Consider the following 24,222-nt stretch of genomic DNA (forward strand, 5'->3'; position numbering starts at 1 on the left):
TTTGAATTAATTAATGCCGAGAATCGTCTTTACCTCTTTTCCAAAACACCAAACTCCGGGTTCGTAGTACCACTTATCGTTCATATGAGTATTCCCCTTTGAATCATTCGCGGTATCCGCCGACTCCAAAGCATGAGCTTGGTTTCTGTTGTTGTTTTGATACTCAGTGGCAAAATTAGCACAGATATTAAAGTACCCGTCTTTATACTGGCTATATTGATATGGCTCCTTTGTTTCAGGATCAACGATCGACCCTTCGAAAGATATTGAGTTATTTTTTAATTCATTTAGTGAGTTAGGTAGCCGTTGATGCTCTTGAGAGAAACTTTCGACCGCTCTGGTGATGGCTTTAATATCTTCTATTCTCTCTTGATCAAGTTCTCCAGCGTTGTTATATGAAGTCCCACGGTGAGGACTATGAGAGGAGGTGTTGGAGAGTGAGCCCATAGCTAGTATGCCCAGCAACACTACAGCGAGTACCGCGAACAAAGAAAAGAATTCGAATCTGGTTAAATTAAAGTTCATGATTTGTTTTGCTCACCGAGCTTTATATCGTTGAAATAATAACCAAAAAGCGATACAGCTACAAATATAACTACTAAGATCTTAAATATGGACGCCGTGATAAATTCTCCACCAGTTAATTCATAGACGAGACGAATCGCGCTTATCATAAAGATAAGAGTAGCCACAAAGAGAGTCACATACGTTAGTCCTTTGCGCGTATCCGTTAGATGGACGTCCTTGGGATCCTCTCCTACGGTTTTGCGAATAAGATGATTGGTAACAAGAAAAACAGGAAAGACCACCACCAAAGAAGCAATTCCCCAGCGCAATCTCTCCATAACAGCTTGACCGATCTCAACACTAAAAACACTATCAATTACTCCAAAGGCGGTTGTAATAAAAGCCCAAACGGTAATATAGACTGAAATGAACGACAAGAGATAAAGAAAATTGACTCGCGTTCCCTCTGATCTTTCAAGATCTCCATCAGGGTCGTTAGCTACTTGTATGAACGCCTGATCGATCACGTCGTCACGCCAGCCAGCTGCTCGAAGATTGTTGGCTATCTCTTCGTCGCTCTTCCCGTCTCTTGAGGAAGATCTAATATAGTTTTGTATATTGCCCATAATAAAAGTGCTGTTTAAAAGTTATAAGCGGACAGATCAGATCACACACAAATTATACCAACGAAAAATAAGAAATGCTTTGCTGTTTATCAACAGAGCTTTTCTTTGTGTTCAAAAAGGATCTCTCTTTCGTTCTCTCCGCCGATCTGTAGGAATTGCAGAAAGATCGATTCTTTTGCGACAATGGGCGCCACTCTCTCCGGCCACTCAAGAACCACAATGGTATTAGGGTTTTTCAATATTTCGTGCCAACCGAGCAGCTCTAGGTCAGATAGAGAACCTAGCCGATAGGCATCTATGTGAACAAGGTTGTGAAAGTACTCGTGCTCTGTCGAGTATTCCTTTTGTATAACAAACGTAGGACTAACTACACGATCCTTTACTCCCAAAGTTCGCGCTAAAGCTTGCGCAAAAGTCGTTTTCCCCGCTCCCAGCCCACCTGAAAGCAAAAGTATTGTCGCTTCTTCTTTGGGTCGTTCATAGGAAAGACAGTCAAGCACGTGTTTTGCTGCTTTTCCCATTTCTTCTGTTGAACGGATGATCATAATGGAATAGTAGCAAGCTCGGAGTAAAATATAAGATAATAATAAGACTTAAATAAAAACACGTCTAGTTGAACACAGCGAATTTCGTGATACTATCAAATTACTTATGGTCCGTTTTGATGAAGAAAAACAAGAGGAAAATCTTAAAATACTCCGATCCAAAGAGGAAGAAGATCTAGCCAAAATTCTTTCTGAAAAATACGGGCTCAAATACGCCAACTTGCTTAAACAACCGGTGGACGCCGAAGCCGTACGTCTCATAGAAGAAGAAAAAGCGCTTGAAGCCAAGGCGGTAGCGTTTGCCAAGTCCGGCAAACATCTAGGTGTTGCGGTTACTGATCCAAATAAACCAGAAACAGAAACGGTCATAGAGAAACTCAAAAAGAAGGGTTACGAAGTTGAAGTCTTTATTGTCTCAAAACCCAGCTTGGAACACGCCTTTGAAATTTATAAAGAAATTTCTTCTTCAACGAAGACGCGCGCGGGAGTGTTGGAAATATCTGAAAAAAACATCGAGAATTATCTGGAAAAGGTTGAAACTCTCGAGGACGCGAGGGCGGCAGTCAAAGAAGCCCTGGACTCTGATTCGCAGTATTACGTGACTATGGTTATCGAAGCGATCATTGCCTCCGCTCTAGCAACCGATGCCTCGGACATACACTTAGAACCAGAAGAAGATGTTTCCAGATTACGGTTTCGCCTAGATGGAATCCTCTCTGACGTTTTGGATATAGACAACAAAACGCACAAGCAACTCCTCTCTCGCTTAAAACTTCTCTCGGGAGTAAAACTCAATATAAAAAAATCAGCCCAAGACGGACGGTTTACTATTTCCCTCAAAGACAAAGAAATAGAAGTTCGTGTTTCGATGGTTCCGGGAGAAAATGACGAATCCGTAGTTTTGCGAGTCTTGGACCCCGGGACTATTCAATCTTCGCTCGAAAAGTTGGGGATGCATCCGACCATCGTTGACGTAATGAAGCGCGAAATTTCCAGACCGAACGGCATGGTTCTGAATACGGGACCGACCGGCTCCGGTAAAACAACAACTCTCTACACATTCCTAAAAATTGTAAACCAACCGGAAGTCAAGATCATAACCATAGAAAATCCGATAGAGTACCACCTTGACGGCATTGTTCAAACTCAGACCTCAAAGAAAGGCCTGTCTTTTGCCTCCGGTTTGCGCTCACTTATGCGTCAAGACCCCGACATAATACTTGTCGGCGAAATACGAGATAGCGAAACCGCAAAGATCGCAATTCAGGCCGCGCAGACCGGACACTTGGTTTTCAGCACTCTGCACACGAACACCGCCGCCGGAACCTTTCCGCGTCTGATCGACTTAGAGGCCAACCAGAGAACTATAGGCTCGGCGGTAAATGTATCTATGGCACAGCGCCTAGTTCGCACCCTCTGTCCTCATTGTCGAGAAGAGAGCGAAATGAGCGCTGAAGAAAAAGAATACGTGGAGAAGATACTTGCCGATCTGCCGGAAAACGTGGAACGTCCCAAAGAGTACAAAGTATATAGCCCCGTCGGATGTGAGCAATGTAACGATCGAGGATATGTGGGAAGGACCGGTATCTTTGATGTAATTTTGCTTACAAAAGAATTAGAAGAACTCTTTCACAAAGTAGAGAGCCCTAGTGAACGCGATGTTTTGACAGTTTCCGAGAAGCAAGGAATACTTAATATGAAGCAGGACGCGATTTTGAAAATTGTCAGCGGCACTACTTCCTTCGCGGAAGTTAAGCGCGTGATCGATCTTTAACAAAAAACCACCGCCAAGCGGTGGAAAAAATCAGAGCAAAGGTCTCTAGGCAACACGTTTGGCCATAGACCAAACGCTAAGCGCAGCTTGTAAGTAACGAACCAGTAAAGCGCAAAACAAGTTGCGAAACCAGTTGGCCCTCCAATGCTACGCCATTACAACCGCAAAGATGCAATTGCCTAGAGACCTCTGTTCTGAGTTTGTCAAAAACCAAGCAGAGACAAAAAAGCATAAAGAAATGACTACATTTCTATTGAACCTCGTATCTGCTCAATATGCGGCAAATGTAGCATAGAATTAAAACTATGTCAAGTACTGAAGAACAAAATAGCCCCAATAAACACCTTGATTACAAACTTCGTCCCGATACTTGGGATGAGTATGTTGGTCAATCGTCCATCAAAGACAATCTTTCGATACTGCTTCGAGCGGCTCGCGAGCGCGAGCACCCTTCTGAGCACGTACTTTTCTATGGTCCTCCCGGTCTCGGAAAGACCACTTTAGCGCATTTGATAGCTCGTGAGATGAACGCCCAGATGAAAATAACTTCCGGGCCGGCGATTGAAAAGGTGGGTGACCTTGCTTCGATTTTGACCAACCTCAGTTCGGGGGATATTTTGTTCATTGATGAGGTTCATCGCTTGTCCAAATCAGTCGAGGAGGTCCTCTACCCCGCTATGGAATCAGGATCCCTTGATATAATAATAGGAAAGGGACCGAGCGCGCGCACCATACAGCTAGATTTACCTCCCTTCACCCTTATCGCCGCAACAACAAAGATAGCTAGCATATCAGCTCCCTTGCGTTCACGATTCTCCGGCGGTGTCTTTCGCTTGGAATTTTATACTGAAGAGGAAATAAAAGAAATACTTGAGCGCTCCGCGCGAATTTTGGAGATCAAAGCCGAAGAAGAAGGTTTGGTTGAAATAGCCAAGCGCGCCCGCTTTACGCCTCGCACAGCCAACTATCTTCTCAAGCGAGCGAGGGACTTAGCGCAGATATCAAAGACCGCTTTGTCCAAAGACACTGTAGAGAAATCACTTGCTTTACTTGAAATAGACGAGCTGGGACTTACAAGCGCCGATCGCGCGGTACTTGCTACTATCATTGAAAAATTCGGAGGAGGGCCGGTCGGATTAAATACCATCGCGGCGTCTAATTCAGAAGAGCAATCTACGATCGAGGAAGTTCATGAGCCCTATCTTCTGCAGATCGGGCTTATCGAGCGTACTCCACGCGGACGCACGGTAACCGCTCGCGCCTATGAGCATATGGGATTTGACGTCCCGGACGATATTCAAAGTAAATTATTATAATAAAAAGGACGACCTGGTCGGGTCGTCCTTGGCTGACGTTTGTTGTGTTAGCCACAGAAATTGAACACTTCGATGGCTCTGCTATTGAGGATCTCTCGTCCGGACTCCGTATCAAGCTCAAGGTACAGTCTTGTGTATCCTATGATCTCCGGATCTTTGGGAAGAACAACAATGGACTGCAAGTTTGATCTGCTCTCAGACGCTTCTCCGCTTACTTCTTGAGACAGAGCACCTCTCAAAGGAGCGATCTCTGAGCGCAGAGAAAATGAGCCGGAGATCCGTCCTTCCTCGTTCTCTCTTGTGCTTGGCGAGAAAGAACTAATGCTTTTGCGCCTACCGGAATCTTCTCCGAGTAAGTAAACTTCAACCCTGTCGATACTGCCAAAGTACGCAATATCGTACTCAAACCTGGTGGTACGATCGTCGCACACGATAGACTCGCCGCGATAGGAGTAGTCGGTAACGTACGACGCCTCTCTAAGCACAAAACCAGAGAAACCGCCGTCAACCGAAACAGAAACTTCGCAAGCCGAGATCACGAGAACGGCGAGAGAAGCCAAGAGCAAGAAGAGCTTTTTCTTCATCACACAACCTTCCTTTCAAGGTACTGGATTAATCTCATCAAATCATAAGTATCGACTTTTGTCAATAACAATGAGTTCGGCGCGGTTGAGTGTTACAAAGCAGTCAACCTGCCAGGTTGACTGCTTTGTAACAAAACCCCGATCGAGGTAGGGGTTTTGTGGATCGGTGCTTGTGCGGTACTTTACTTGAATTCCTCGAACCCCGGCGACACGTTGGCCAGTGAGCAGTGGCGGAGGCCTCTTCACTACTGTCCCCTCCGGTACAGGTAAGAGTAAATTCAGTGGTTTCGGTGATCTCGGTTACTTCAAAGGAGCTGTGTTCGGTAGGAACGTTTTGAGGGAAGCCGGCTAGGCCACTACTTGCTTCCATTCTACAACTGGTAGCGTCTTCAGTGCTCCAGCTAAGATCAGAGACTCCGTCGGTGTTGTCTCCGCGTTCCGGTGAGTAGCGTCGTACCCATTCCGGATCAGCGGTAAAAGAGTTGATCTCCGGTGGTCGGTATTCAACCGTTCGACTGCGAGAGAGTGAGATTCTGTCTCCGTATCGTGTAACGTCGACAGAGGCAGTGACAGGGCCACCGGAGGTATATACACACTTGAAGGCGTTACTACTCACCCCAGAAGTAATCGCAGATACGCCGGTTTGGTCGCAGTCAGGATTTTCTCGAGTACCCATGTCGGGTAAGAAGTAGTATGTCGTTTCCTCTCCTACGTATGCTGGCCCGGATACATTTAGGGAGTATGGGCCTAGAAAGTTGGCTTGGATGCTTTTATCTGAGGACATCAACACGTTACACGAACCACCAGAACAAGATCCGGACCAATGATCAAATAGATGGCTTCTGGAGGTGTCTGGAGTTACAAAGAGGTCCACACTAGAGTCTTTATCAAACAAGGCAGACTCACTTCCACAGAATACTCCGCAGTTAATTCTGGGGGGTGTACTTGTAACTGTTCCGCGCGGTGTGTATTTATCAACACTAAGAGTTCTTTTAGCCACACTAACGTTTACTGTGGCCGTAGGAGTTCTTGTAAGTGTATCGCGGCTTACTTCTATACTGGCTGTTTTGTCGTCAGCCGAACTGTATGAACAACTGAAAGTATTATCGTTCTCACCGGACCATCTGCCTCTGATTCCATCCGAACCACAGCTAGGACTACTGTAAACGTTGGTTCCAGTATCGGTTCCCGTAGCGCTAGCCGTGAATGTAAATGTATCGTCCGTGGTTCCTGAAGAGCGATCAGCGGACAGGTTAGCGTTGAGAGTGGGGTCGGGCACTGATTCATATTGGGCAGTAACGTATTGGGTGGTTTGGCGCGCATATGCCTCACATATCTGGGCGCCATTATCGATGGTAAATTCGTTCCTGCATCCACTCCAACCATAGAAACTGGCTCCATTGTTATGTGTATCACTTGCTTCTAGATATCTTCGAACAGAAGAACTTGAATTCCTTATTCGACGAGTCGTTATGTATGTTCCAGACTTGGACCAGTTTACTGTCGAATCGTAGCCACATTGATAGGTAAACCACCCATTGTAGGTACAATAAATGGGTTCATAGGTAACAGACCGAGACCACCGCGTTATTTCTGCCCCCGGAGCGCCGAAGCTATCTATGATACTACGTATATACAGAATGGAAGGTGGATCAGGTTCTGGCTCAGGTTCTGGTTCCGGTTCCGGTTCTGGATCAGGGTCACTGTCACACGCATCGCCTACGCCGTCGCCATCGGCGTCCTCCTGACTCACATTCTTAACCGTAGGACAGTTGTCCATATCGTCGAGAATGCCGTCGTTGTCAGAATCAGGCTCACACTTATCGCCTACGCCGTCACCGTCAGAATCAATCTGACTCGGGTTCTTAACCGTGGGACAGTTATCGATATCATCAGCCACACCGTCGTTATCCGTATCGGTACTCTGAGCCAAGACTGTCACAGAAGATACAGCTGTCTGCAGTAAGAAAATCAGGGAAATAATTCCCGAGACAAGCAATGCATATTTTAAATACTTTGCTTGTCTGTTCCATTTATAAGTCATAAAACTAGTGCTATATATAAATTACAATTATTTTTGACTGTATATTTATCTGGTGTATTAGGGTTTGCGCAATAAACCCCATAAACGATGTAGAGAGTCCTTTCTATTCGTCACTTTTAATTGTATGACATAAATATAGTATCGTGGGAAAAAGTTTTCCACAGCCCCACCCGTATCTCGAAAATACAAATCCCCTACTTTGCGCTATCGCAAAGTAGGGGGAGTTAGAATTTAAGAAGGACTCGCCTCAAAAAGTCTCTTCTTGTGCCGGATTAGACACTTCTGGATGGTTGTCAGTACCGTTGGATATACCATCGTTGTCGGTATCGATGGCGCACACGTTGCCAACACCATCACCGTCCTCGTCGAGTTGCTTGGGATTTTTAACTTCTGGACAGTTGTCGATGGCATTGGGTACACCGTCGTTGTCGGCATCGATCACACTGCCGTTGTCAGCACCGTTTACACAAGCATCGCTGACAACGCCGTCTTCTTCCTGCGACAGATTAGATGCCTCTTGGCAGTTGTCAACGGCCTCGGGCACGCTATGGTTATCCACCTCAGAAGAACAAGCCGACAACACAGCCAGTGCAAAAAGGACGAGAAAGAAGAACGGAACGGTTTTGAAGCGTACATCGAACATTCGATCCTCCTTGGATCTGAGCCGCATTCGGCCCCTAGACACTATTGATCTCACGATGAGATCAATCTATCCTGTTTTTACACTGAAAAACTTTTTCTGTCAATACTTCGTAATGGTTTTGGTACATTTGGAGTGTTCTTATCGAGAAAGTAAAAAGAAACTTAAAAAAGCATTTGTTTTGATCCACAGTCGATTTAAAGAAAAAAATACGCTCTTGGGGCAACTACTACAATAACACTGGGCACTGTTCTCGCTTAAAGTAAATATTTTAAGCCGTGTATTCTCTGGTAAAGCACCAAAAGTCATTACCTAAGACATGTGGGTACTCGAGTGGCACCTCGCTATGCCCCGTGATACCATGGAGGCGTTACTCATTAAGAATGATTTTATGAAAACGCTTTTTTTAGGGAAGGGTCGCATCAATAGGATTACGTTTTTCGTCGGCATACTTGCTGTCGGCCTGCTCGGGTTCTTATATACGCAAAGTGCTTCAGGTACTTATAATTACGGAAGTGGTGACATGATTGTACTTCTTCCGCTTCTTTTGTTGATTTACTTTACTATACGCCTTTGTGTATTACGTTTATATGACGCAAACCAAAGCCCCGGCTGGAGTATACTTTTGATCTTTCCCCCTATTGCGCCTCTAGTGTTGTTGGTTCTTGCACTTCTTCCGGGAACAAAAGGAGCAAACGAAAATGGCCCCCGGCCGTCGTCTGGTATTTCGATCTCTTCCAGGCATCAAAACAACTAGAACGAAAAACATTCTTAATTTTTTATAGACATGATATAGTACCCCCGCTATGTCAGGACATAACAAATGGTCAAAAATAAAACACAAAAAAGCGAGCAGTGACGCGCAGAAATCAAAAATATTTTCAAAGTACGCAAAGATGATAGACGTGGAAGCAAAAAAAGCCGGCGGAGACGTAAACTCCCCGGGACTAAAGGCTGTTATCGACAGCGCTAAAAAAGACAATATGCCGAACGAAAATATAGACAGAGCCATAAAAAAAGCAACCGATCCAAATACGGCTGCTATGGAAGAGGTGGTATATGAAGCTTATGGCCCGGGCGGCGTAGCGATCATAATTACCGCGCTTACAGACAACAGAAACCGTACCGCGGCTGAAATAAAGCACTTGCTCTCCAAAAACGGCCTCAGCCTAGCAGAGCCGGGCGCTGCCAGTTGGGCCTTCGCCAAAGAAGAGGGTGAATATATGCCCAATACGACAATAGATCTATCCGAGGAAGACGAAGAGAAACTGGAAGAAATAATTGATTCGCTAAACGAAAGCGAGGAGATAGAAGAGGTGTTTACAAACAGATCATAAGTCCCGAGAATAGAACTTTGCCCGTGCTATACTCTCAGCATGAAAGTTATCTCAATTGATCCCGGGTACGATCGTCTGGGGGTCGCGGTGCTAGAAAAAACCGGATCAAGCAAAGAAGCTATACTTTTCTCTGAGTGTGTTCACAGTGACCGAGAGTCGTCTTTTGAGGAGCGACTTTTTTCTATTGTCTCTACTTTCAAAGAAACGATAAACAAATTTTCTCCGGATGAATTAGCTATAGAAAAGCTTTTCTTTCAAAATAATCAAAAGACAGCAATGGATGTATCCAAAGTGATCGGGGCTTTAGAGTTTGTAGCTATGGAAAACAAAATGCCGGTTTTTGAATATACTCCTCTGCAGATCAAAACAGCCATAACCGGCAACGGTCGATCTACAAAAACAGAAATGATGAAAATGATCCCGCTTATCATAGAAAACCCAAAGAATGGATCAGATAAAAAAATGCTTGATGACGAGTATGACGCTATAGCGGTGGGGCTAACCCACCTCGCTATAAAGAAAACTCGAGACCTTTAAATAGGGCTGAAAAAATCTCTTGCAAAAAATTTTTCTTCTGTTACAACTAATGCAAAACTTGCCACAATTACTGAAAATTAGACATAAAAATTACGCGCTATATGAATTCATTTTCTACAAACCTTCCCTTTTTCTCATTTGAAAACGAAGACGACGAAATTATGAATAACGAGAAAGCAGAAGAAAACGCCTTTGATAGAATGAATTTCAACGAAGATGATCTTGAGATGGAGTCCGAGGAAGACGAGGAAGATGCGTTCGAAGAGGAAGCCGGTGATCCGTGGGAATATGACGACAGAGACGATTTTTAAAAATTCGCCCTTTGGGGCGAATTTTTGTTTTGCGTACGATGTATTTATTTATCTCCTTACCTAGAAACAACCGCTTCAACAAATTTTCTTTTCCCGACCCTAAGCTTAAGGTCTTCTTCCACGGAATAAAAAGGATCGGTTATTTTTTCTTCTGACGGCAGTTCTCTTATAGAGCCACTTTCTATTAGTCTCCTGAATTCAGATTTTGAAGCTACTACATTTCCGCGAACCAAAATATCGGAGAGAGGCTCTCCTTTTGAACCGAACACTTTGTCCATCTCCTCGGGCATTTCGTGCTGCTGGAAAGTATTTACAAACGCTTGTTCGGCTTTTTCTGCCGCTTCTTCTCCGTGATAAATTGAGACTATCTCTCTCGCTAGACGCATCTTGGCATCACGCGGATGCAGTGAGTCCTTCCTCTATGTCTTTTTCGATCTTTTCTACATCTCTAAGCGGAGTAAGAGCGGCCAGTCGGAAATAGTTACCAATTGAATGGTCTTTGATGGACATAACCTTGCCGTACATATCGTTAGGAGCATCGGTGATACTGATGTAGTTGTCACTGCTTTTGCTCATTTTCTCTGAGCCGTCAGTGCCTTCTATAAGGTCAAAAGAAAGCACCGCTTGTGGGTCTGTCTTGTTCGCTCGCATTACATTGCGCCCTTGCAACATATTAAAGGTCTGATCTGTGCCCCCTATTTCCAAGTCACAGGAGCCGTATATCTTGGCGAGCATATACGAATCAATTCCCTGTAAAATAGGATACATCATCTCGTGCATATAGAGTTCTTCTCCGTCTTCTAAACGATTTTTGAACATATCCCGCTCTATGAGCTGAGCGTGGGTGGTGTGTTTTAGCGTCCAAAGAAAGCTTCTGAGTGTAATTGCGTAGATTTGCTCTTTCTTTAGATGCGTCTTCTGCATACGACTCGATTCAAAATAGAGCGCTTTCCCGACAAAGGAGTTTGCCGGTATGTTTGCCGTTGCCTTTTTGCCTTCTATTGTCGTGTTCAATTTTACCCGAGATTTTGGTGCAGCAGCTAGGTCTTCCGGAGAAAGAAACCAATCTGAGTTCCGAATCCAGGAAAAAGTTGTTTTGTCCAAAATCAGAATTTTACCGATCTGCTCCAGAAAGGTTTTCATATTGCTCTCCACTTCCTTTTGTTGTACTTCCGGACGAACCTTGTTTTTTCCTGTTGGGTCGCCTATTTGAGCGGTAAAGTCTCCAACTATGAAAACTACCTTGCAGCCGAGCTCTTGAAATTTGCGCAACTTACGGAGACCGACGGCGTGCCCCAGGTGAATATCCGGTCGAGTCGGATCAACTCCTAGCTTTACAACTATGTCTTTATCGTATTCTCCTTTAACTTTATCTGTAAGTTTTTGCTTGAACGATCCGTCCGGATCTATGAACGTTTCCACGCCCCTTGAGAGAACGGTCTCGATAGCGGCAAGTTTTCGTTCTATTTCTGTATTTTCTTCAGTCGCCATATATCCGACACTATAGCACAAAAATCGCAATTCAAAACAAATTTGAGCGGTATAAATAGATGTATTTCTATCGAGTAGCGTTGTGTTCGTGGTATTATTTAGTAATCTGTATAGAAAGTATCGTCTTTAATTTCTCATGAGTAAAAAAAGGTTCAAAAAAAGGAATATTCTTATTGGCATTTTTGCCTTTGTAATGTTGGTTATATCCGGAGGTCTTCTCTGGGCGTCTACTCTTTCCATCCCTGACATTTCCGCCTTTGAAACCAGAAAGGTGGAAGAGTCTACAAAGATATACGATCGCACAGGCGAAGTGCTTCTTTATGACGCACACGCGAATATCCGCCGCACGGTAATAGACTCTGATGAGATGTCAGACAACATCCGCGGGGCAACCTTAGCCATTGAAGATCAAGATTTCTATAATCACATTGGGATTGATTTTTCCGCTATTTTTCGCGCTACTTTCGCTAATATAAAAGCAGGCGAGTACGCTCAGGGTGGATCTACAATAACCCAGCAAGTTATCAAGAACTCTCTTTTAACAAACGAGAAGACCTTGTCCCGTAAAGTCAAGGAGTGGATACTGGCTATAAAGCTAGAGAATGAATACTCTAAGGACGAAATACTAACACTCTATTTGAATGAGATACCCTACGGCGGAACGATCTATGGCGCAGAAGAAGCGGCCCAAGCGTTCTTTGATAAACCAGCTAAGGATCTTGGTATAGCTGAATCAGCTTATTTGGCCTCGCTTCCGCAAGCACCCACTTATTTTCTAAATAACCCCGAGAAACTAGAAGCTCGGAAAAACGCTGTGTTGTCAAAGATGTTGAAAGGTAACTACATTTCTAGAGAAGAATACGAGGAAGCAAAAGAGGAAGACGTGGACTTTAACGGAATTGCCGGAACTGGTATAAAAGCTCCGCATTTTGTTTTTTATATCCTAGAAAAACTAGAAACCGAATATGGTAAAGAATTAATACGCGAAGGCGGACTAGACATAATCACAACACTAGATTATGAACTACAGGAGAAAATTCAGGAAAGAGTATATGAATACATAATAGACCACCAAGAACAGTTTGATATGGAAAACGCTTCTGTTGTGGTTACAGATCCAAATAGCGGAGAAATAATAGTAATGGTTGGCTCGCGTAAATATGACGACGAAAACATAGACGGCGCCGTAAATGTCGCCACCCGCTCTCGCCAGCCCGGCTCTACTTTTAAGCCGTTTGCCTATGCTACTGCCTTTAAAAACGGATATACGCCTGAATCAGTAATATTTCAACCTGCGCACACAGTTTTCAACGAACTGTGAGCCGCACGAAACAACAAGAAAAGAATCTCCTTGTTTTTCCCCCGAAAACTATAACTTTAGCTACCCCGGACCGGTAACTATGCGCCAAGCTCTAGCCGCCTCACAAAACATTCCGGCAGTAAAAACACTATATTTAGCCGGAGCACGTAATACCATCAAAACCGCCAACGATATGGGGATCTCTACTCTAAATAACGACGACGCGGATCTCTCGCTCGTTTTAGGATCCGGCGAGGTTAAACTTCTTGAAATGACAAACGCTTACGGAGTTTTCGCCAACGGAGGCATCTACTATGAACCAACCGGAATTTTAGAGATAGAAGATAGAAGTGGAGAAAAAATAGAAGAGTTTGAAAAAGACAGCAAACGAGTATTGCCCGAACAGAACGCTTTACAAATAACAGATATACTTTCTGACAGAGGCTTGCGTGTAGGAACCTTCGGACCTGGTACGGCTCTCGATATCCCGAATCCTAATATAGCGGTAAAAACCGGTACGACCAATAATTATCGAGATGTCTGGACTATAGGATACAACACAGATATGTCACTCGGTATTTGGGGTGGTAACAACAACAACGATCCTATCGTGAGAAGAGTTTCCACTTATGTCATTTCTCCTTTGTGGCGAGAAATTCTTGATATTGTAACTGAAAAGTACCCGGGTGAGACTTTCAGAGAACCAAATAAGGATTATTCAGATATCAATAAACCTATATTGACCGGATCTTATACCGGAGGAATTATAAGCGGCGGAAGGATCATCGATCGCGGAGTACATTCCATTCTCCATTGGACAAACCCTTCTAATCCTCGCGGTCCGGTACCTTCTAACCCTAACTCGATCTCTCAATACAGCTACTGGGAATATCCGGTGAGCGTGTGGAGTAGAGGACAGATTATCGATACCGAAGATGAGGAAATAGAAATTGAGGAAGATGAAAACGAAGAGGAGGAAGATGAAAATAATAGTAATGAAGACGTAGAAGCCAACTTCGAGGTTGAGGGACTTAACAGCACTTATGATATAGGAGACGAAATGGAATTTGTCGTAGATTCAAGATCTGTTGATATAGAAAAAGCAGAAGCTGTTTTTGGAGAGGAGAGTAATGTGGATTCTACAGAGGCTTTCAGATTCACCTTTGAAACTTATTATCTTGACGAGGGCGTTTACTCCCTAGAAATCACCGTGTACGACCACGACGATCAACAAATAATGAGAAGTTTTGAAGTAGAAATAGAAGACTAGCGAATATCGTCTATTACGTGAGGTGAGATATTTTTAAGAAGCTCTTCAATGAGCTCTTTTTTATTGAATAAAATCTCGCTCTTAACAATAGAAGGACAATTAATATATACAATTCTTCCTCTTACCTTGACTTGCTCTCTTGAGATCTCGTAGGACAGTCTACTTTCCAAAAGACTGACCACAGAGTCACGTATTGCCATATTCGGCGGTGTGAGACGTTTATAGCGTGCCAGAAACGATGATATATCCTTCATCTAAAGAGAGTTATTTATTCATAGGCATTACAATATAGGTAAAGTCTTTCGAACCAACTCCACGAACCACAAGCGGCCGTGATACTCCATTAAAAAGCAATTCAACCGATTCTTCCGGAATCGCCTGAAAACTATCTGTGATGTATCTATAGTTAAAATTAACTGACAGCGGCTCTCCTTCAGCGGTAACATCCAACTCTGCTTTATTCTCCCCAACTTCGCTTGATCTGGTTTCGAGGATCATCAAGTTTTTCTCGGGATCTATGTCAAACGTCACTTGATTGGTTTTTCCGGAAAAAATAGTTGAAACCTTAAAGGCGTCAATTAAGTCTTGTTTTAGAACTGTAACTTTAGTCGAATACCCTTCCGGAATAATTTTTGCGTAGTCGGGAAATACTCCATCAACTATTCGTGATGTTATATAAAAGGAATTATCTACAATAGCTATCTGATTATCTCCGAAGATCATTTCAACTTCACCGTCAACTCCCTCAAGGATCCTCTCTATTTCTAAAACATTTTTTTGCGGGACAAGCACCGGCTCTACAGAGTGAGCTTCTTTTTCGGATAATTTCTTCTCCGCTAAACGAAAAGAATCTGTCGCAACGAAAACTAAGTTATTGTCATCGGTACCTGATATATACACACTGGACAATTCAGGTTTAACAGAAGAAACGGAGGCGCTGTACACAACTGACTTTATTCCCGCGCGTAGTTTTTCAGCACTGAAATGAACAGAAGTTCCTTTTATTCTAGGTATAGTTGGAAACTCTGAGTGATCAAAGGTATTAAAAGTCGCGTGTTGTTTCTCTGAGGCAACCAGAAGGGTCTTGTCTTCGCTTTCCAGGGTAATACTTTTTCCACGAAGAGAAGAAACATAAGAGGCGAGAGATTGAGCTGAAATAGCCACGACTCCTTCCTTTTCTACTTTAACCGGAAGGGAAATTTCAATTCCTAATTCTAGATTAGTACTTTTTACTAATAGAATCCCATCCTTAGCTTCAAGTAAAACAGAAGACAGAATTGGAAGAGATGCATGCTTTCCTGCTATCCTTTCTGTTTTTCTTAATGCGTCGGCTAGTTTGGTTTGTACACATTCTATCTTCATATTTTTATCTTTATCTTATTGTTGGTATTAGGTCTGTGAAAATGTGGATACGAACTCTATTGTTGCTTTGTTTAGGTTTATTTTTGTTTCTGTAACTGTTGATCTAACTGTGAATATAAATGTGTATTGTGTATATCTATAGTGGAACTTTGTCCTATCCCCAATTACTAACAACTTTCTTTCAACATATTTTGGTCATATTTCCACATAGTTATACAAAGTTATAAACATAGATATGCACAAACCTAAAGCATAGCGCGTATCTGTGACAGTTCATTGTATATCTCGGAGTTATTCTTTAACTCCTCTCGCACTCTGTCACAGGAATGAATAACGGTTGTATGGTCTCGACCTCCCAACTTTTGTCCAATCAACGGAAAAGAAATTTTAAAATCCTCTCTTAATATGAACATTATCATTTGCCTCGGTCGCACAACCTCCTTTTTCCGTGTTTTCTCAAAGATAACCTTTTCATCAATGTTATAGAATTCCGAAATCGTTTTTATAACATCTTTGATAGCGATCTGTTTTCTCGGTTTAACCGAGGTCTTGGTTATGGATTGCAATTCGGAAATATCCAAGTCTCTACCCTTCATTTCCGCCTGCATAATGACGGTATTGAGTATACCTTCGAGATCTCTAACATTTCCCTCTACGGCAGAGGCAAGGTGTTCTACAGATTCTCGAGAAAGCGAAAAATTAGAATGCTTTGCTTTGGCTGTGATTATCGCTACTCGAGAATCATGATCTGGAGGAGGAATGTCTACGATCATTCCCGCGCCAAAGCGCGACTTTAGACGCTCTTCAAGGTTTTGTATGTAGTTCGGATGTTTATCGCTGGAGAATACTATTTGCTTATTTGCGTCATAAAGGGCGTTGAAAAGGTGGAACAATTCTTCTTGAGTTTTGTCTTTGTTTGATAGGAATTGTATGTCGTCCATTATCAAGACATCGTAGTCTCTGTACTTTTCCTTGAATGCGTTTACACGATTGACCTGGATAGAGTTTAGAAAATCAACAGCAAACTTTTCACTGGTCAGGTAGTAACATTTCTTTCCCGAATAGAGCTCCTTCATCTTGTTACCGATCGCTTGTATCAAGTGAGTTTTGCCGTGCCCCGTGTTTCCGTATATAAAGAGTGGGTTGTATGTGGTGCCGGGTTTTTTAATAACCGCCTGAGCCGCGGCGTACGCCAGTTCATTGAAAGGACCAACCACAAAGGAATCAAAGTCGTACCGAGGATTCAGATTGTCCTCTTTGTTTATATAAACATCCTCAAACGGCAACTCCCCTCCCCTTGGCTGTTCGCGAAATGTTTTCTGCTTCTGTGTTCTTGCCGGCTTGCCTATTACATACTCTACGTTGCGAACTTCTCCAGCTCTGTCTCGTACCGCTTTAAGTATTGTTTTGTGATATTTGTTAAAGAGCCAGTCGCGGACAAATTGATTCGGTACAGAAATGTAGATTATTCCATCTTCGTGTTTTTGTATGTGGGTATCTTTAAACCAAGTGTTAAACGTTGCGCTCGAAACAGATAGTTCTATCTCCACGAGCACGCTATCCCAGAGCTCTTTAATGTTCATAGCAGGCAAAAGGCGTTAACGGCTAATACTCATAGTATACAACTTGTGGATAAGATAAGAAAATGTGGCCCTGATAAGCCCACTGGAAGCCCTTATTTTTCTATTCGGTGATAATTTTGTGGAAAACCTGTGGATATCTCGTTGAAAAATGGGAAAATAGCACCAGCACGAGCCAAAACGATTGACTGTTTTAGCAAAGTGAGCTAACATTCCTTTCGTAAAGCAAAATCTATGTCAATAACTTATCAACCTAAGAAACGAAAAAGAAAGCGATCACACGGCTTTTTAGAGCGTATGCGAACTTCAGGAGGAAGGCGCTCTATTCTTCGTCGCAGGCAAAAAGGCCGCAAGAAATTGTCGGTGTAGTAGCGCTTTAAATTTGTAATTCGAGAGACCCGCCAATTTCTAAAAGGTGGGTTTTTTGAATATACTCAACTATAATTGTTTTTATGATACCCAAAGCAAAACGATTAACACGAAAAGAGTGCGATGCTCTTATAGAAGGAAGTTCGCAGGTTATACACACACCTTCCCTGTTCGCGCGGTTTGTCACCTCCCGCGAATTCAAAGCGGCTGTGGCTGTTTCAAGAAAGGTTGCGAAAAAAGCCGTTGATCGCAACAAACTTCGCCGAATAGTATATGACGGATTTCAACACTGTGAAAACTTGAACAACTCCCTGGTTCATATTCTGGTTTCAGTTAAAAAGCAAGCAGTAAAAAAAGACAAAACAGAAATACAAAACGAAGTTATAGACCTTTGTCGCAAAATATAGCCCTAAATTCTTGATATAGCCCTTTCTTCTGGTAGAATGGGTCAATATGTTAGGAGATTTTTTTCACGCGGTGCTGTACCAGCCGTTTTATAACGCCTTAGTTCTTTTAATTGAAGTTGTCCCCGCGGCTGACGTAGGGATAGCGGTGATCATTCTCACTCTGGCCGTAAAATTCATAATACTTCCCCTTTCCATAAAAGCCACTCGAGCTCAGATCAAACTAAAAACCCTTGAGCCGAAAATAAAGGAAATTCAGGAGAAGTATAAAGACAATCGTGAAGAACAAGCCAAGGCAATGATGGGAGTATACAGCGAAGCCAAGGTAAACCCTTTCTCCGGCATATTTCTTCTTTTGGTACAGATGCCGATAATAATTGCTCTTTATTTTGTCTTTACTCGTGGCGGATTGCCCGAAATAGACCCGGAAGTTCTTTATTCGTTCGTGCCCACACCTGATACCGTAAACATGCACTTTTTGGGAACATTTGACCTCTCCGAGAAAAGCGTAGTCCTTGCTCTGATAGCCGCGGGCACTCAATTCCTACAATCGCACTTCTTGCTTTCAACCAAAAAGAACGAAGCAGAGAAAAATACTGACGATACAAAAGAGGGCCAGTCAGAGGAAAAAGAAGAAAAGCCAAAAGAACCCTCTTTCAAGGACGAACTTGCTAAAAGTATGAATCTACAAATGCGATTTGTTTTTCCTATTATTATAGGTTTTATCGCCTACTCTCTTTCCGGAGTTATCGCCATTTACTTCATAGTAAGCGGTGTTGTCTCTATCGCTCAAGAACTCTTCGTAAAAAGGCGACTTCGTGAAGAGTCCTAAACTTTATGAAAAAAGATATTCCAGTTTCAACACTTCTCGAAGAGATCCTGACGAGGATGCTTGTTTCATTTGAGAGAATAGACGAGGTGGATGATAGTATTGGTATAAATCGCTTTAATATTATCTCTAAAGATGACTCGCCGCTTTTGATAGGTCCTCGCGGGGATAATTTACAGGCGCTCAATACGCTTTTAAAACATATTAAAGAAAACCACGAGGGTTCCGAAGACCTCTCTTTTATTATAGATGTAAATGATTATCAAAAAGAGCTTTTAGAAGGTCTGCGCAATCAGACAAAGATCATTGCCGAGCGCGTAAAGCTTTTCAAAAAAGAACTGCCCCTCTCCAGTATGAGCGCTTACGAAAGAATGATCGTTCACGCGGTAGCCAAAACCATAGAAGGTATAAAAACTCGATCCGAAGGCCAAGGCAGAAAACGCTATGTGGTTATAGAGCCGGCGGACTAATTAACTCTCCCCGGTAATTGTCTCCCAGTAAGCTTGCAAAGGACACATAGTTTTATCTTTAATAAGGTCGAGGTTTTCCGGTGAAACATCAAGAAAGCCGGAGTTTGGGCAGCCGTTTTTAGTGGACCAGTTGTCGCTATCATTTTCCCCGAAGATGCACTTATCGTTCTCAAATGTCTCGAGGTGTAGATGTGGTTTAAATGTATCGCATGTTCCACCACCCGAATTGTATCCCGGATTATCTGACTTAAAGCCTATCGCATCTCCGGCTTCAATTGGATCACCCGTGGAGACGTCACCAAGTTCTATGTGAGTCAGGATCCACGCTCTGCCATTTTCATCCACAATTGCTACTTTATCATTTGCCGTTCTCCCGCTCCCCTCCGCGTAACACCCAGTATCCATATTTCTCATAATTTGTACTTCGCCGCTAACTGGACTTGAAATTGTACTAACATCATCCCTATTTGTTCTGATATCTATTCCGGCGTGGTACTTACCTTGACTCTCTATATATTCTTCGTCGTTATAGTATCCGCTTGTTTGGTAAGCCCTGGTGCCCATCTCGTTTGCGAATTGCTCAAAAAGCTCCTCGAGTTCTTTGCGCGCTTCTTCCCCTGCGCCTTCAAATGCAGGAATTGAATCAAGTGTTTCCGGGTTTGCGTCACAAAAAGCCTCATCCCACTCCGCATCACTTAAGTCCAATTCTTCGATCACAGGAAATGGACTCGTAGCCTCTTCTTCACAGGTTGCTTCGTCTGTTTCTGTTACACAATAGTAACTTCCAAATTCGGATGAGACGTTACTATAATCGAAAACAAGTCTTCCGCCCACATCAGAGCACTCTTCTGAGATAACCGCTTCCACTTCGTCCACATCTTCATCTTCAGAAAGAAGATAGCAGCCCCCTGGAGATTGGCTTTGGTCATTCAAACTATCAGCGGCAAATTCAACGCTGTAATGTGCGTCATTGTCAAAACTATCTCCAGATATATCTTCGGTTATGTCCGCGTTACCACAGAACATTTGTCTTTGTTCGGTGGTTGATGGCCTTCGAAGCTCATCCTGGAAACATTGCTCGGGCGTACCAGGCTCAAACAGCTCGTCAGCAGCGGCTTCACATTCGCTCATATCAACAGTAAGTCGAAATGGTATTTCGTCCGTTGTACCGACCTGTACTTCGCCGCCGACAATTTGACATACGGAAGCGTCCCCCGGACCACGATAAAAGTCAATATATTCATCCTGTGTAAAATTAACGCCATCCCAATTACGCACTGAATCGGGGTGACTCCCCGGACACAACGGAAGATCGCTTACGTTATCAACGGGAATATTTGTTTCGGTATTGGTGATATCGCCAGTACAAAATGTATCAAAGTCCGGAGGGGGCTGTCCTTCTCCTGGCGGCGGATCAATCCACGGCAAATTACCAAAGTCAGAACTAACGGTAACAGTCCCCGCTCCCCCAATAAGGAAAAGAAGCACATAACTAGCCACAGCCAAAAGCAAACCAACCAAAGCCGCGGTGATAGTATCCTTGGCAGATCCCTTGGTAGTAACAGAGTCACTCGTCATATACTGTACACCACCAAATATCAACGCCACCACGGCAAACAAAATAGCCAAAGAAACACCAAGTCTGTACACGATCTTCAGATATTCACCCAAAGGATTCTCACTATTTTCTACATCACCTGGCTCAAGACCGGGAAGAGGGGCGAGGAGGCTGTATCCCTCGTCTTCCTGCGCCAGCGCCGGTGTAGGAGAAGAAACTAGAGCGAACGCCGGAATAACAAGGAAAGCGAAAATAAAAATATAAGCAACGGTAGAACGTACGTATCTCATGTTTATGCTTTGCCTCTTATAGTCCATCAACTTCATCTACTCCGGGGATTATTAATTCCTCTGTCTGGTCCAAAGAAAACGCCCACAAACTCATATCTGCTTTATTGTTAAATATCAAATATTCTTCGCTCTCAGATATGAATGGTTTATAAATATCAATGTTTTCACTGTCCGTCTCACTTGGAGAATAGATCTCTTGCGCGTTGCCCTCACTCGCGTCTATCTCAAATATAGAGTCCGAAAAAGAAGTCTGCCCCTTGTACCAAACGTCCGGATACATTCCCGATCCAATATCTTCCGGCACTCCGCAGTAAGCCGTCTCGGTATCAGCCCACACGCACTTTTCTGGCAGTGTTTCTATGAAAAGATCGCGGGAATTTCCGGTTGCAGTGTTGTATATATGAACACTTAGGTTGCTCCTTCCGCTGACCGAATAGAGAATGTAGCTCCCGTCGGGATTAGTGAGGGTGGTCAGTCCTTCCTCGTCGCCAATATTTCTTTCCAGCTGGCCGGTGGAGATAGGAAGGTCGTATGAATAACCATCGGTACGTCCACTGGCTTTTGTTGTCATATTGACTGTACCCGAAGAGAACCACTGCGGTAACCACTCTGAGAATGATGATGAGAATACGGCGCTCTGGTTTGTACCATCAGGAGCGGAGACAATTCCCGTCGTTTTCGTAGGGGCGCTGTCAAGCCAAAATATTTCACTACCTTTCGGTGAGGAAACCAATTGTGGTATGTCGTCCTGCAAAAATTCTCCACTGAGCTCAAAAGGTGTTTCTCCGGCTTCTAGCTCACTCTCTTTTTCCACGAGCGCAGCCGTATAGGTTTTGATGGTCTGATTGTCTTCATCGAGATAGCGCAAAATTACACGATCGCCTCCGGAGGTCCAAATTGCTTCGTGTATTCTCGGTATTGTCGTACTAGATAGTCTTTCCTTCTCGAGAGACTCAAGATCAACGTCAAACACGTGAGACGATTCGCGCTCCAGTAGGCGTACAAATTCGTCTTTTGTTGTGTCTGTCTCTGTCTCATCGCTTGTGGGTGGCTCAGATCCTTTCAATACAGTAGTTGCCCCAGCTGTCGGCTCCTCGTGCACTAGTCGCAAGCGAGATTCGGGGTCAAACACCCCGGAGCCGCTTTCGCGGTCACTTTCCCTTTCGGGATTTGTTCCTTCTCTCGTTTCGCTTGTCTCTCCGAAGGTCGGTGGCTCGCCGTTTTCTTCGCCGCCTCCGTCATAAAAGAAAACGAAGTATATAGCGGCAATCGTAGCTATGATCAAAGCGATCACTCCGCTAATAATAAGGATATTTTGTCGATTTTCTCCTTGGTCCATATGATGATTATATCAGATATAGAATATAAAAATGTTAAGTACAAGTGGATACGTTAGCCAATCTGTGCCCCTGTTACAGCAACCAAAAATGAAGCTGAATCCAGTGTCTCTACTTCTGAAATATTCGGAGAAGTTATACGCCTTATTCTTTAGCTTTCGAGGTGTACTGTACTTCAGACATATAACATCTATCTTCCGCCGCCACCTTCCGGCGGATCTTCGTCGTCAACTCTTACGGAGTCGTCGCTGTCTTCAGATTGAGGCGGCGGCTCAATCCACGGCAAACTCCCAAAGTCAGAACTAATAGTAACAGTCCCCGCTCCCCCAATGAGAAACAAAAGCACATAACTAGCCACAGCCAAAAGCAAACCAACCAAAGCCGCGGTGATAGTATCCTTGGCAGATCCCTTGGTAGTAACAGAGTCACTCGTCATATACTGTACACCACCAAATATCAACGCCACCACGGCAAACAGAATAGCCAAAGAAACCCCAAGTCTGTACACGATCTTCAGATATTCACCCAAAGGATTGTCACTACTCTCTATGTCATCCACATCAAGACCGGGGAGAGGGGCGAGGAGCACATATCCATCATCTCCTTGTGCCAATGCTGGCATTGGAGAAAAAAGTACAACGAACGCCAAGAACAAGGTCGCGAGTAATTTTTTCATACATTAAGGAGTAATTATTTCAACAGAGCCGTCGCCGGTTTGAAAAATATTGTCATTGTTGGTTACGTGTAGATCTATCTCTGAAGTTCCGCTTTGTTCGGAAACAAGCGGTAGTTCAGTATTGCCTGAAGTGGTTGTCTCTCTGACGCTCCTGCCGTTAAGCCGCCAGGTGTATTCAAGGGAGTCTTGATTGCTAAAATAGTGTGGCTCGGCAACAACCGTAGAACTGCTTCCTTGTGCTAGATCAATACTCTCTGAGATTTCCCTTTCGTACTGAATACCGCCAAGGGGAGTTTTTCGATAGAAAAGAACCTCCGGCTCAGTTAGTCTGAACGAATCGGACGTAGACCATCTTGAGCCCGACTGTGGGTCCTCCACTTCTACCTCCGCGGAATGAGTTTTTCTCGTAAATCGTGCCAGTACCAAAATAGAGTTTTTACCGTAGCCGGAATCTGAAGCTCTTCGACCCCCGTCTTTGCTCCAGTTGTAAATTAGGTTTTCTGCCGGCAACATTCCACTTTGGTTGCTTACTTGTGGTATTGCCACCATCCTAACTGCGGAATCCATGGTTGGCAGTGCCTTGCCTTTATAAAACGGATGAGTATATGAATCAACTACTTCCCACAAAAGATCTATGTTAGCGACAGAGAAAGTTATGGTTTGGGTTTCTTCTATCTCAGAGCCTCTGTTAACTACGACTTTTACAGTATAGACGCTTCCCAGACCTCCTGCTTCAATGGATATCTGTTTCATACCGACCCCGCTTTCATATTCCTCACCATTGACTATCCAGGTGATGTTAGAGCTGTCCAAATAACTTCGGCCGTAATGATTCAACGATATCTGTACGGTCTCGCCCGGTTGCGGGCTACTAGTTATTGCTTGTATTCGTAGAGGCTGTTCAATAGTATCTTGTATTTCCTCCGTGCTTGGAAATTCCGGTGATAACCCCTCCAGGCCGCTTTGGGCAAACGAATCGGTCGGCACAGATACAAAGAGAACGCAAACAAAGGTTGCTATGATCGTTTGTATTTTATTGTTTGCGATGTATTTCATAAACCTCCC

27 protein-coding genes are annotated in these 24,222 nt (G+C 43.7%); 12 read left to right on the plus strand and 15 right to left on the minus strand.

The features are described 5' to 3' along the window. Positions 1-6: 6 nt before the first annotated feature. From U5L75_03010 to tsaE, 3 genes are all read right to left on the minus strand, one after another. Positions 7-525, minus strand: coding sequence for a hypothetical protein (locus U5L75_03010; protein ID MDZ7726523.1), 519 nt, complete (start codon positions 523-525; stop codon positions 7-9). Further along, a complete protein-coding gene (locus U5L75_03015) occupies positions 522-1,133 on the minus strand; it encodes a DUF5671 domain-containing protein (GenBank protein MDZ7726524.1) in 612 nt (203 codons plus the stop codon). Before U5L75_03015 ends, U5L75_03010 begins: the two co-directional genes overlap by 4 nt. Before the next feature lie 89 nt (positions 1,134-1,222). Then, positions 1,223-1,678, minus strand: a complete 456-nt coding sequence (gene tsaE, locus U5L75_03020; protein ID MDZ7726525.1) for a tRNA (adenosine(37)-N6)-threonylcarbamoyltransferase complex ATPase subunit type 1 TsaE — start codon at positions 1,676-1,678, stop codon at positions 1,223-1,225. 106 nt (positions 1,679-1,784) lie between these two features. Between tsaE and U5L75_03025 the strand changes: the two genes are divergently transcribed. Next, the gene (locus U5L75_03025; GenBank protein ID MDZ7726526.1) at positions 1,785-3,452 is read left to right on the plus strand and encodes a GspE/PulE family protein; all 1,668 of its coding nucleotides are present in this window, start codon (positions 1,785-1,787) and stop codon (positions 3,450-3,452) included. 305 nt (positions 3,453-3,757) lie between these two features. Beyond that, entirely contained in the window at positions 3,758-4,768 is a 1,011-nt protein-coding gene (ruvB, locus tag U5L75_03030; protein MDZ7726527.1) for a Holliday junction branch migration DNA helicase RuvB, read from the plus strand. A gap of 47 nt (positions 4,769-4,815) precedes the next feature. Here the strand turns inward: ruvB and U5L75_03035 are convergent, their stop codons facing one another. The 3 genes from U5L75_03035 to U5L75_03045 all read right to left on the minus strand — a co-directional run bounded on the left by U5L75_03035 (position 4,816) and on the right by U5L75_03045 (position 8,093). After that, a complete protein-coding gene (locus tag U5L75_03035) occupies positions 4,816-5,352 on the minus strand; it encodes a hypothetical protein (GenBank protein ID MDZ7726528.1) in 537 nt (178 codons plus the stop codon). A 103-nt stretch (positions 5,353-5,455) separates the two neighbouring features. After that, positions 5,456-7,396 carry a thrombospondin type 3 repeat-containing protein gene (locus U5L75_03040; protein MDZ7726529.1) on the minus strand — a complete coding sequence of 647 codons (1,941 nt, stop codon included), beginning with the start codon at positions 7,394-7,396 and terminating at the stop codon, positions 5,456-5,458. 247 nt (positions 7,397-7,643) lie between these two features. Further along, the gene (locus U5L75_03045; GenBank protein ID MDZ7726530.1) at positions 7,644-8,093 is read right to left on the minus strand and encodes a thrombospondin type 3 repeat-containing protein; all 450 of its coding nucleotides are present in this window, start codon (positions 8,091-8,093) and stop codon (positions 7,644-7,646) included. Between the two features lie 334 nt (positions 8,094-8,427). Here U5L75_03045 and U5L75_03050 point away from each other — a divergent pair, with 334 nt between their 5' ends. The 4 genes from U5L75_03050 to U5L75_03065 all read left to right on the plus strand — a co-directional run bounded on the left by U5L75_03050 (position 8,428) and on the right by U5L75_03065 (position 10,221). Continuing rightward, complete coding sequence (locus U5L75_03050) at positions 8,428-8,793, plus strand: DUF805 domain-containing protein (GenBank protein MDZ7726531.1); 366 nt, start codon at positions 8,428-8,430, stop codon at positions 8,791-8,793. 49 nt (positions 8,794-8,842) lie between these two features. Next, positions 8,843-9,373 carry a YebC/PmpR family DNA-binding transcriptional regulator gene (locus tag U5L75_03055; protein ID MDZ7726532.1) on the plus strand — a complete coding sequence of 177 codons (531 nt, stop codon included), beginning with the start codon at positions 8,843-8,845 and terminating at the stop codon, positions 9,371-9,373. A gap of 39 nt (positions 9,374-9,412) precedes the next feature. Then, the gene (locus U5L75_03060; protein MDZ7726533.1) at positions 9,413-9,910 is read left to right on the plus strand and encodes a crossover junction endodeoxyribonuclease RuvC; all 498 of its coding nucleotides are present in this window, start codon (positions 9,413-9,415) and stop codon (positions 9,908-9,910) included. 101 nt (positions 9,911-10,011) lie between these two features. Continuing rightward, on the plus strand, positions 10,012-10,221 hold the full coding sequence (locus tag U5L75_03065; GenBank protein MDZ7726534.1) for a hypothetical protein: 210 nt from the start codon (positions 10,012-10,014) through the stop codon (positions 10,219-10,221). Positions 10,222-10,277: 56 nt separating this feature from the next. Here U5L75_03065 and U5L75_03070 read toward each other — a convergent pair whose 3' ends face one another. Then, the gene (locus U5L75_03070) at positions 10,278-10,607 is read right to left on the minus strand and encodes a hypothetical protein (GenBank protein MDZ7726535.1); all 330 of its coding nucleotides are present in this window, start codon (positions 10,605-10,607) and stop codon (positions 10,278-10,280) included. Between the two features lie 7 nt (positions 10,608-10,614). Beyond that, the gene (gene tyrS / locus U5L75_03075; protein MDZ7726536.1) at positions 10,615-11,712 is read right to left on the minus strand and encodes a tyrosine--tRNA ligase; all 1,098 of its coding nucleotides are present in this window, start codon (positions 11,710-11,712) and stop codon (positions 10,615-10,617) included. Positions 11,713-11,848: 136 nt separating this feature from the next. Here tyrS and U5L75_03080 point away from each other — a divergent pair, with 136 nt between their 5' ends. Both U5L75_03080 and U5L75_03085 read left to right on the plus strand, forming a co-directional pair. Continuing rightward, positions 11,849-13,033, plus strand: a complete 1,185-nt coding sequence (locus U5L75_03080) for a transglycosylase domain-containing protein (protein ID MDZ7726537.1) — start codon at positions 11,849-11,851, stop codon at positions 13,031-13,033. Then, positions 13,005-14,282, plus strand: coding sequence for a penicillin-binding transpeptidase domain-containing protein (locus U5L75_03085; GenBank protein MDZ7726538.1), 1,278 nt, complete (start codon positions 13,005-13,007; stop codon positions 14,280-14,282). The genes U5L75_03080 and U5L75_03085 overlap by 29 nt, the downstream gene beginning before the upstream one ends. Here the strand turns inward: U5L75_03085 and U5L75_03090 are convergent. The 3 genes from U5L75_03090 to dnaA all read right to left on the minus strand — a co-directional run bounded on the left by U5L75_03090 (position 14,279) and on the right by dnaA (position 17,227). Next, positions 14,279-14,536, minus strand: coding sequence for a hypothetical protein (locus U5L75_03090; protein ID MDZ7726539.1), 258 nt, complete (start codon positions 14,534-14,536; stop codon positions 14,279-14,281). The genes U5L75_03085 and U5L75_03090 overlap by 4 nt on opposite strands. Positions 14,537-14,546: 10 nt before the next feature. After that, positions 14,547-15,644, minus strand: coding sequence for a DNA polymerase III subunit beta (gene dnaN / locus U5L75_03095; protein ID MDZ7726540.1), 1,098 nt, complete (start codon positions 15,642-15,644; stop codon positions 14,547-14,549). A gap of 245 nt (positions 15,645-15,889) precedes the next feature. Further along, positions 15,890-17,227 carry a chromosomal replication initiator protein DnaA gene (dnaA, locus tag U5L75_03100; protein MDZ7726541.1) on the minus strand — a complete coding sequence of 446 codons (1,338 nt, stop codon included), beginning with the start codon at positions 17,225-17,227 and terminating at the stop codon, positions 15,890-15,892. A 231-nt stretch (positions 17,228-17,458) separates the two neighbouring features. On the opposite strand from dnaA, the gene rpmH reads away from it, so the two are divergent. The 4 genes from rpmH (at position 17,459) to U5L75_03120 (ending at position 19,296) form a co-directional block, all read left to right on the plus strand. Continuing rightward, the gene (rpmH, locus tag U5L75_03105; protein ID MDZ7726542.1) at positions 17,459-17,593 is read left to right on the plus strand and encodes a 50S ribosomal protein L34; all 135 of its coding nucleotides are present in this window, start codon (positions 17,459-17,461) and stop codon (positions 17,591-17,593) included. Positions 17,594-17,676: 83 nt separating this feature from the next. Then, complete coding sequence (locus U5L75_03110; protein ID MDZ7726543.1) at positions 17,677-18,000, plus strand: ribonuclease P protein component; 324 nt, start codon at positions 17,677-17,679, stop codon at positions 17,998-18,000. Positions 18,001-18,046: 46 nt separating this feature from the next. Continuing rightward, positions 18,047-18,829 carry a YidC/Oxa1 family membrane protein insertase gene (locus tag U5L75_03115; protein ID MDZ7726544.1) on the plus strand — a complete coding sequence of 261 codons (783 nt, stop codon included), beginning with the start codon at positions 18,047-18,049 and terminating at the stop codon, positions 18,827-18,829. Positions 18,830-18,834: 5 nt separating this feature from the next. After that, positions 18,835-19,296: a R3H domain-containing nucleic acid-binding protein gene (locus U5L75_03120; GenBank protein ID MDZ7726545.1), complete on the plus strand. Its 462-nt coding sequence runs from the start codon at positions 18,835-18,837 to the stop codon at positions 19,294-19,296. Here U5L75_03120 and U5L75_03125 read toward each other — a convergent pair whose 3' ends face one another. The 4 genes from U5L75_03125 to U5L75_03140 form a co-directional block, all read right to left on the minus strand. Next, positions 19,297-21,144 (minus strand): peptidoglycan DD-metalloendopeptidase family protein, encoded by a 1,848-nt coding sequence (locus tag U5L75_03125; GenBank protein MDZ7726546.1) that lies wholly within the window; start codon positions 21,142-21,144, stop codon positions 19,297-19,299. Between the two features lie 16 nt (positions 21,145-21,160). Next, on the minus strand, positions 21,161-22,483 hold the full coding sequence (locus U5L75_03130) for a hypothetical protein (GenBank protein MDZ7726547.1): 1,323 nt from the start codon (positions 22,481-22,483) through the stop codon (positions 21,161-21,163). Between the two features lie 188 nt (positions 22,484-22,671). Then, positions 22,672-23,157 (minus strand): hypothetical protein, encoded by a 486-nt coding sequence (locus tag U5L75_03135; protein ID MDZ7726548.1) that lies wholly within the window; start codon positions 23,155-23,157, stop codon positions 22,672-22,674. Between the two features lie 3 nt (positions 23,158-23,160). Next, the gene (locus U5L75_03140; protein ID MDZ7726549.1) at positions 23,161-24,213 is read right to left on the minus strand and encodes a hypothetical protein; all 1,053 of its coding nucleotides are present in this window, start codon (positions 24,211-24,213) and stop codon (positions 23,161-23,163) included. Positions 24,214-24,222: the final 9 nt, after the last annotated feature.

The organism is Candidatus Campbellbacteria bacterium (assembly GCA_034521025.1).
Lineage (GTDB): Bacteria > Patescibacteriota > Minisyncoccia > Phycocordibacterales > JAXHMZ01 > JAXHMZ01.

Bases quoted from the DNA above. Each gene is read 5' to 3' on its own strand.
- U5L75_03010 (MDZ7726523.1), bottom strand. From the start codon at position 525: ATGAACTTTAATTTAACCAGATTCGAATTCTTTTCTTTGTTCGCGGTA.
- U5L75_03015 (MDZ7726524.1), bottom strand. From the start codon at position 1,133: ATGGGCAATATACAAAACTATATTAGATCTTCCTCAAGAGACGGGAAG.
- tsaE (MDZ7726525.1), bottom strand. From the start codon at position 1,678: ATGATCATCCGTTCAACAGAAGAAATGGGAAAAGCAGCAAAACACGTG.
- U5L75_03025 (MDZ7726526.1), top strand. From the start codon at position 1,785: ATGGTCCGTTTTGATGAAGAAAAACAAGAGGAAAATCTTAAAATACTC.
- ruvB (MDZ7726527.1), top strand. From the start codon at position 3,758: ATGTCAAGTACTGAAGAACAAAATAGCCCCAATAAACACCTTGATTAC.
- U5L75_03035 (MDZ7726528.1), bottom strand. From the start codon at position 5,352: ATGAAGAAAAAGCTCTTCTTGCTCTTGGCTTCTCTCGCCGTTCTCGTG.
- U5L75_03040 (MDZ7726529.1), bottom strand. From the start codon at position 7,396: ATGACTTATAAATGGAACAGACAAGCAAAGTATTTAAAATATGCATTG.
- U5L75_03050 (MDZ7726531.1), top strand. From the start codon at position 8,428: ATGAAAACGCTTTTTTTAGGGAAGGGTCGCATCAATAGGATTACGTTT.
- U5L75_03055 (MDZ7726532.1), top strand. From the start codon at position 8,843: ATGTCAGGACATAACAAATGGTCAAAAATAAAACACAAAAAAGCGAGC.
- U5L75_03060 (MDZ7726533.1), top strand. From the start codon at position 9,413: ATGAAAGTTATCTCAATTGATCCCGGGTACGATCGTCTGGGGGTCGCG.
- U5L75_03065 (MDZ7726534.1), top strand. From the start codon at position 10,012: ATGAATTCATTTTCTACAAACCTTCCCTTTTTCTCATTTGAAAACGAA.
- U5L75_03070 (MDZ7726535.1), bottom strand. From the start codon at position 10,607: ATGCGTCTAGCGAGAGAGATAGTCTCAATTTATCACGGAGAAGAAGCG.
- tyrS (MDZ7726536.1), bottom strand. From the start codon at position 11,712: ATGGCGACTGAAGAAAATACAGAAATAGAACGAAAACTTGCCGCTATC.
- U5L75_03080 (MDZ7726537.1), top strand. From the start codon at position 11,849: ATGAGTAAAAAAAGGTTCAAAAAAAGGAATATTCTTATTGGCATTTTT.
- U5L75_03090 (MDZ7726539.1), bottom strand. From the start codon at position 14,536: ATGAAGGATATATCATCGTTTCTGGCACGCTATAAACGTCTCACACCG.
- dnaN (MDZ7726540.1), bottom strand. From the start codon at position 15,644: ATGAAGATAGAATGTGTACAAACCAAACTAGCCGACGCATTAAGAAAA.
- dnaA (MDZ7726541.1), bottom strand. From the start codon at position 17,227: ATGAACATTAAAGAGCTCTGGGATAGCGTGCTCGTGGAGATAGAACTA.
- rpmH (MDZ7726542.1), top strand. From the start codon at position 17,459: ATGTCAATAACTTATCAACCTAAGAAACGAAAAAGAAAGCGATCACAC.
- U5L75_03110 (MDZ7726543.1), top strand. From the start codon at position 17,677: ATGATACCCAAAGCAAAACGATTAACACGAAAAGAGTGCGATGCTCTT.
- U5L75_03115 (MDZ7726544.1), top strand. From the start codon at position 18,047: ATGTTAGGAGATTTTTTTCACGCGGTGCTGTACCAGCCGTTTTATAAC.
- U5L75_03120 (MDZ7726545.1), top strand. From the start codon at position 18,835: ATGAAAAAAGATATTCCAGTTTCAACACTTCTCGAAGAGATCCTGACG.
- U5L75_03125 (MDZ7726546.1), bottom strand. From the start codon at position 21,144: ATGAGATACGTACGTTCTACCGTTGCTTATATTTTTATTTTCGCTTTC.
- U5L75_03130 (MDZ7726547.1), bottom strand. From the start codon at position 22,483: ATGGACCAAGGAGAAAATCGACAAAATATCCTTATTATTAGCGGAGTG.
- U5L75_03135 (MDZ7726548.1), bottom strand. From the start codon at position 23,157: ATGAAAAAATTACTCGCGACCTTGTTCTTGGCGTTCGTTGTACTTTTT.
- U5L75_03140 (MDZ7726549.1), bottom strand. From the start codon at position 24,213: ATGAAATACATCGCAAACAATAAAATACAAACGATCATAGCAACCTTT.